The 5578-nt window shown below is 73.6% G+C and carries 4 protein-coding genes and 1 pseudogene; 2 read left to right on the forward strand and 3 right to left on the reverse strand.

Annotated features, from left to right (window positions below; all coding sequences use genetic code 11):
- A pseudogene (locus tag B7L92_RS33700) lies at nucleotides 1-339 on the reverse strand (VWA domain-containing protein); the annotation flags it as partial.
- Between the two features lie 277 nt (nucleotides 340-616).
- On the opposite strand from B7L92_RS33700, the gene B7L92_RS33705 reads away from it, so the two are divergent.
- The gene (locus tag B7L92_RS33705; RefSeq protein ID WP_081241060.1) at nucleotides 617-2686 is read left to right on the forward strand and encodes a PhoX family protein; all 2070 of its coding nucleotides are present in this window, start codon (nucleotides 617-619) and stop codon (nucleotides 2684-2686) included.
- Between the two features lie 57 nt (nucleotides 2687-2743).
- Here B7L92_RS33705 and B7L92_RS33710 read toward each other — a convergent pair whose 3' ends face one another.
- Nucleotides 2744-3685, reverse strand: a complete 942-nt coding sequence (locus tag B7L92_RS33710; protein WP_081241061.1) for a LysR family transcriptional regulator — start codon at nucleotides 3683-3685, stop codon at nucleotides 2744-2746.
- 200 nt (nucleotides 3686-3885) lie between these two features.
- On the opposite strand from B7L92_RS33710, the gene snpA reads away from it, so the two are divergent.
- Entirely contained in the window at nucleotides 3886-4557 is a 672-nt protein-coding gene (gene snpA, locus B7L92_RS33715) for a snapalysin (protein ID WP_081241062.1), read from the forward strand.
- 69 nt (nucleotides 4558-4626) lie between these two features.
- Here the strand turns inward: snpA and B7L92_RS33720 are convergent.
- Nucleotides 4627-5578, reverse strand: a 952-nt coding sequence (locus tag B7L92_RS33720; protein ID WP_107501691.1) for an endonuclease/exonuclease/phosphatase family protein, incomplete at its 5' end; no start/stop codon positions are given.

The following is a 5578-nucleotide window of genomic DNA, read 5'->3' on the forward strand; positions in this document are numbered from 1 at the left end:
CGACCGCCCGGCCCCGGCGGGGGCCGCCGGGGCCGGGCGGTCGTCCGAGGGGGTGGGCTTCGGCACCGACACGTTGGCGAAGGCCGCGGCGACGAGGTCGTGCTCCTCGCGGGGCTCCGGGACGGAGGCCGTGCGGGAGGGCGGAGTGGGCTCCGGGGACGGCGACGGGAGCTTCGGGGCCGCGGGCGTGTCCGCGGCGGGCTCCGGGGACGGCTCGGACGACGCCGTCGTGGCCGTGCCCTCCGTCGTCTCGGCGGCCTGCGCCGCACCCTCCGCCTCGGCGGTCTTCGCTTTGCGTGATCGTCCGAACGCGTTCCGCAAGAGAGTGAGAATGCCCATGTGCGCAACCCTTCGCGTGAGTTGATGCCCGTCGATCCCTGGCCAGGACGGACACGTAAGGTTAGCGGCCTCCGCGGACGATCTTGGGCAGGGTCACGGCTCCGACGACGCGCCTGTCAAGGGCGGCATCCGGCCTGCCGCCGGTCCGGGACGGCCGGTCCGCGCAACTCCCTTGGTGCCGTCGCGGGTTCACTCGCCGTTCATCCGGACGCCCGACTACCGCACATATGTGCTCCTACGGTCACGCTGACACCCTGGGCACCCAAGGAGAGAACACGTGCGCAAGCTGCTCCCGTTGATCGGAACGCCGTCCGGTTCGCATCCCGGCGGCCGGTCCGCCATGACCTGTCGTTTCCGGTGTGGTGACGCCTGCTTCCACGAGGTGCCCAACACCAGCTCCAACGAGTACGTCGGCGACGTCATCGCCGGTGCCCTCAGCCGGCGGTCCGTGATGCGGGCCGCCGCCGTCGTCACCGTCGCCGCGGCCGGTGCCGGCGCGGTCGGCGTCGCGGGCGCGCCCGAGGCGCAGGCGGCGCCCGCCGCCAAGGGCGGCCCCCGCAAGCCCGAGGGTGCCCGCGGACTGCGGTTCACGCCCGTTCCGCCCAACACCGCCGACGCCGTCACCGTGCCGGAGGGTTACCGGCAGAACGTCGTCATCCGCTGGGGCGAGCCCATCCTGCGCGGCGCGCCCGCCTTCGACCCGGAGAAGCAGACCGCCGCGGCGCAGGCCGGGCAGTTCGGCTACAACTGCGACTTCCTGGCGCTGATGCCCCTGAAGGGCGAGCGCGGCCGGCAGCTGCTCGTCGCCAACCACGAGTACACCGACGAGATCCTCATGTTCCGGGGCTACGACTCCGAGAACCCCACCCGGGAGCAGGTGGAGATCGCCTGGGCCGCGCACGGGCTGGCGGTGGTCGCGGTGGAGGAGGACCACCGCAGCGGGAAGCTGACGCCCGTCACCCGGCACCCCCTCAACCGGCGCCTGACCGCCACCTCCGAGTTCCGGCTCACCGGGCCCGTCGCCGGGTCCGACCTGGTGAAGACCTCCGCCGACCCGAGCGGCACCAAGGTGCGCGGCACCCTCAACAACTGCGCGGGCGGCACCACCCCGTGGGGCACGACCCTGCACGCCGAGGAGAACTTCAACCAGTACTTCGCCCACGGCAGCCGGGCGACCGACAAGCGGTACGGGATCGGCACCGGCACCACCGAGCGCAAGTGGGAGCGGTTCGACAAGCGGTTCGACCTCGCCCAGGAGCCGAACGAGGTGCACCGCTTCGGCTACGTCGTCGAGCTCGACCCGTACGACCCGGACTCCGTCCCGCGCAAGCGCACCGCGCTCGGCCGGTTCAAGCACGAGGCCGCGACCGTGCGGCTGACGCACGACGGGCGCCCGGTCGTGTACTCCGGGGACGACGAGCGATTCGACTACTTCTACAAGTTCGTCGGCAGCAAGCGGATGCGGCCCGGCAACAGCCGGTCCGCCCGGGAGCACAACCTGACGCTGCTCGACGAGGGCACGCTGTACGTCGCCAAGCTGACCGGCGACTCCCCGGCCATCGAGATCGACGGCACCGGCAAGCTGCCGGAGGACGGCGAGTTCGACGGCAGCGGCCAGTGGATCCCGCTGGCCACCGCCACCGCCGACGGCGCCGTCTCGCACGTCGAGGGCATGACCGCCGAGGAGGTCTTCGTCTTCACGCGGCTGGCCGGCGACAAGGTGGGCGCCACCAAGATGGACCGCCCCGAGGACATCGAGCCCAACCCGGTCACCGGCAAGGTCTACGTCGCCCTCACCAACAACTCCAACCGCGGGGTCGGCTCGAACCCGGGGGCGGACGAGGCCAACCCGCGCAACGCCAACAAGCACGGCCACGTCCTGGAGCTGACCGAGCGCTGGAACCGGCCGGAGAGCACGAAGTTCGCCTGGTCGCTGTTCCTGGTCGCGGGCGACCCGGAGGACCCGGCGACCTACTTCGCCGGGTTCCCGAAGGACTCCGTCAGCCCGATCTCCTGCCCGGACAACGTCGCCTTCGACGCCCACGGCAACCTGTGGATCTCCACCGACGGCAGTGCCCTCGGCTCCCACGACGGCCTGTTCGGCGTCGCCACGCGCGGAAGCCGGCGCGGTGAGCTGAAGCAGTTCCTGACCGTGCCGAGGGGCGCGGAGACCTGCGGCCCGGTCATCCAGGACCGGCGCGTGCTGGTCGCCGTGCAGCACCCGGGCGAGGTGGACGGGGCGTCGGTGGAGAAGCCCGCCAGCACCTGGCCCGACGGTCCCGGCCGCCACGTCCGCCCCGCCGTGGTCGCGGTGTGGCGCGCGGACGGGCGGGACATCGGCGTCTGACGCCGAGGCTCCAGGGGCCCCGGTGTTCCCGCGTTCCGTACCGGGGTACGCGTGCCGTCACGGGAGGGCTGGAGCGGGTGCCCCCGACCCGCCGCGCTCCAGCCACTCCCGGTACGCCGGCGCCTGTTGCGCCACCTCCCGGTAGGCCTCGGCCAGGTCGGGATAGACGTCCGCCAGCTCCGTGTCGGTCCGGGCCGCCAGCAGCAACCGCACCCCGAGCGGGTCGCCGTGCAGCCGGCGGACCGCCGTCTCGGGGCGGGAGGGCGAGGTCGGCTGGCAGACGGTGACGACCTCGCCGGTGGCGACCAGGGACGCGGCGGTGTGGTAGTCGCCGTGCAGGACAGGGGGGTCGAGGCCGGCGGCGCGCAGGACACGGCGCACGGCGTCCCACTCGCCGTCGACCGTCGGGTCGATCATCCAGCGGTCCCGGGCCAGGTCGGACAGGCGGACGACCGGGCGCCCGGCGGCCGGGTGGTCGGCCGGCAGGGAGACGAACTGCGGTTCGCGCTCGACGAGCACGCGCGTGCGGAGCGTCGGGGGGATGCGCAGGGGGAAGCCCTCCACCTCGTGCACGAAGGCCACGTCGAGCTGGCCGTCGGCCACCATGCGCAGCAGGGCGTTGGCGGAGACGTCCATGTGCAGGGTGGGCTCCCGGCAGTGCCGGCGCAGGCGGCGCAGCCAGCCCGCCAGCGCCCGGCTGGCGGTGGAACCGATGCGCAGGTGCCGTCCGCCGACGGCGGCGGCGCGGGCCTCGGTGACCAGGGAGTTCAGTTCGGCCACGAGCGGGCGGGCACGGCTGAGCACCAGCCGGCCCAGCGGGGTGGGACGGCAGCCGGTGTGCGTGCGGACGAACAGGGTGCCGCCCAGCTCCTGTTCGATGCGCCGCAACTGGGTGCTCAACGAAGGCTGAGCCACGCCGAGTTGGCGTGCGGCGCGGTGCAGGCTGCCGGTGTCGGCGATGGCGCACAGCGCCCTGAGGTGCCTGACCTCGAGCTCCATGCCCTGGGAGGGTAAGGCGGAAGTTCAGGTTTCACCAGACACACAAACCCCGGCCGAACCGGCGGAGTCGGGCAGAGGGATGCGTATCTCCGGGGGCGATAGCGCGGGTTTATCGCCGGTTGCCATCATCACAGCCGCCGTACGGGCGCGGACACTCACCGGTGACGCTCTGGCTCATCCCCCACCTCAAGGAGTCATCGATGCGCATGCGCATGCCCCTGTCCGTGCTCACCGCCGCCGGTCTGAGCCTCACGGCCCTCGGTCTCGGTACGGCCGTACCGGCCTCGGCCGCCGAAGCCCCGGACGCCGGCGCCGCGTTCGCCGCCTACGCCGGTTCCTCCGAGGAGGCCGCGGCCAACCGCGCCTTCTTCGAGGCCGTGCTGAAGTCGGCGGCCGAGAAGCGCGCCGCCGACCCGACGAGCGCGGCGGCCGTCACGGTCGTCTACAACGCCTCCCAGGCGCCCACGTTCGCCACGCAGATAGCCCGCAGCACGCAGATCTGGAACAGCTCGGTGTCGAACGTGAGACTCCAGGCGGGCACCTCGGGCGCCGACTTCTCGTACCGCGAGGGCAACGACCCACGCGGCTCGTACGCCTCCACCGACGGTCACGGACGCGGCTACATCTTCCTCGACTACCGGCAGAACCAGGTCTACAACTCCACGCGCGTGACCGCGCACGAGACCGGCCACGTGCTCGGTCTGCCGGACCACTACTCGGGTCCGTGCAGCGAGCTGATGTCCGGCGGCGGGCCCGGCCCGTCCTGCACCAACGCCACCCCGAACGCCGCGGAGCGGTCCCGGGTGAACCAGCTGTGGGCGAACGGCTTCGCCGCCGCGCTGGACAAGGCGCTGCAGAAGTCCGCGCGGTAGCACCGGACCTCGTGTGCCTCGTGTGCGCGACCGCGGGCCGTCCCTCGCCGGGGGCGGCCCGCGGGCGCGTCACCGGCGGGCGTGCAGCGTGAGGTCGACGACCAGCGCGCGGTGGTCGGTGTCGGCGAGGTCGAGGAAACGGGCCCGGCGCGCGGTGAACTCCTCGGACACCAGGACGTGGTCGATCTGGACGCCGAACGCCGGAGCGGTGCGGGCAGGCCAGGTCGGCGTCCGGTCGGCCCCGTCCAGCCGGGTCGCGTCGCGCAGGCCGGTGTCGAGGATGCGGCGGAAGGCGGCGTGGTCCTGGGAGGCGTTGAAGTCCCCGGCGAGCACGGTCGGGGTGTCCGGGTCGGTGGCGGCCGCGGCGCGCAGCCTGCCGAGCTCCCGCCGCCAGAGGTCCTCCTGGCCGGGGAGCGGCGGCATGGGGTGGGCGAGCTGGAGTCGTACGGCGTGCCCGTCGACGTCGGCGACGGCGCCGGGCATGCCCATGGTGCCGGGGACGCCCTCGGCGGCCTCCAGCGGGAAGCGGCTGAGGAGGACGGAGCCCTCGGAGCCCCCGCCCGCCACGGCCCGCCGGTGCGGATAGGCGTCCGCCAGCTCCCGCTTCAGCGCGGCGTCGCAGGTGTACTCGCACTCCTGGACGAACACGAGGTCGGGCTTCTCGCGGCGCACGGCGTCGATCAGGGAGCCGGTGCCCCGCCCGAACTCCACGTTCGAGGTCAGCACCCGCAGCCCGGCGAGGGGCGGCCCGGTCGGCTCGCCGGTCTTCCCGTACGGCTCGATGAACCAGGCCAGCAGGCCGAGCAGGGCCACGCCCCACACGGCGCCGGTCCACCACCGGGCGCGCAGGGTGAACAGCAGCCCGGCGGCCGTGGGCACGAGCAGCCAGGGCAGGAAGGCGAGGAGCTGCGGCACGGGGGTGACGCCGTCGGTGTCGGCGGTCCGGCAGCCGACGACCACGCTCACCCCGGCGAACAGCAGCGCCGCGCACCAGGCGGCCGGCCGCCGCCCTCCGCCCCGC

Source organism: Streptomyces viridosporus, from assembly GCF_002078235.1.
GTDB lineage: Bacteria > Actinomycetota > Actinomycetes > Streptomycetales > Streptomycetaceae > Streptomyces > Streptomyces viridosporus.

Bases quoted from the DNA above. Each gene is read 5' to 3' on its own strand.
- B7L92_RS33710 (WP_081241061.1), bottom strand. From the start codon at position 3,685: ATGGAGCTCGAGGTCAGGCACCTCAGGGCGCTGTGCGCCATCGCCGAC.
- snpA (WP_081241062.1), top strand. From the start codon at position 3,886: ATGCGCATGCGCATGCCCCTGTCCGTGCTCACCGCCGCCGGTCTGAGC.